The organism is Kitasatospora cystarginea (assembly GCF_039533515.1).
Taxonomy (GTDB): Bacteria; Actinomycetota; Actinomycetes; order Streptomycetales; family Streptomycetaceae; genus Kitasatospora; species Kitasatospora cystarginea.
Window position 1 is genome coordinate 1 of record NZ_BAAATR010000228.1, and the last position, 531, is coordinate 531.

The 531-nt window shown below is 63.3% G+C and carries 1 protein-coding gene; it reads right to left on the bottom strand.

What is annotated here, in order from left to right; translation table 11 throughout:
* Positions 1-518 (bottom strand): hypothetical protein (locus ABD369_RS40985; RefSeq protein ID WP_344641722.1); only part of this gene is annotated, 518 nt, incomplete at its 3' end.
* Between the last annotated feature and the right edge of the window lie 13 nt (positions 519-531).

Sequence of the window (531 nt, forward strand, 5' to 3'; positions counted from 1 at the left end):
CCACGCATCACGATCGTCTTATTGCCGCGCACCGAGAATCGGCTGATCTGGTCGGTGAACTCGGCTGTCGTCACCGCAAATGTGACATCACCGGGCACGGAGATGACATCGCGCAACGCGGCCGGACGACGCGATCGTTCCGCAGCCATGACAGTGGAAAAGTCCCGGTACCCGGCGGTGATGTCGAAGTCGTCGATCTGCTCGGTGGTCAACCGGTCGAAGCTCGTCGCCCGGTATGCCCCGGCGTCGAGGCGGAAGGCGTCGTCGAGCCGTCCGAGCGGCAGTAGACGTAGAGCCTCGAATTGTTCTGTTCCGGAGGGACTGTCGAACGCGATCTTCTCCTCGGTGAGTTCGACGTACTTACGGACCGCGGTGGTACCGAACGAATGCCCTGCGCCGTCTGCACGCTCCTTGAACAGGCCGAGCAGTGGCAGATCCTTCTCGCCCCCGACTGCGCTCGCACGCTCGTGCCACTGCTTCGAGGTCACCGCGACGGTCTCGAAACCGACGCCACCCACCGGTGACTTCATG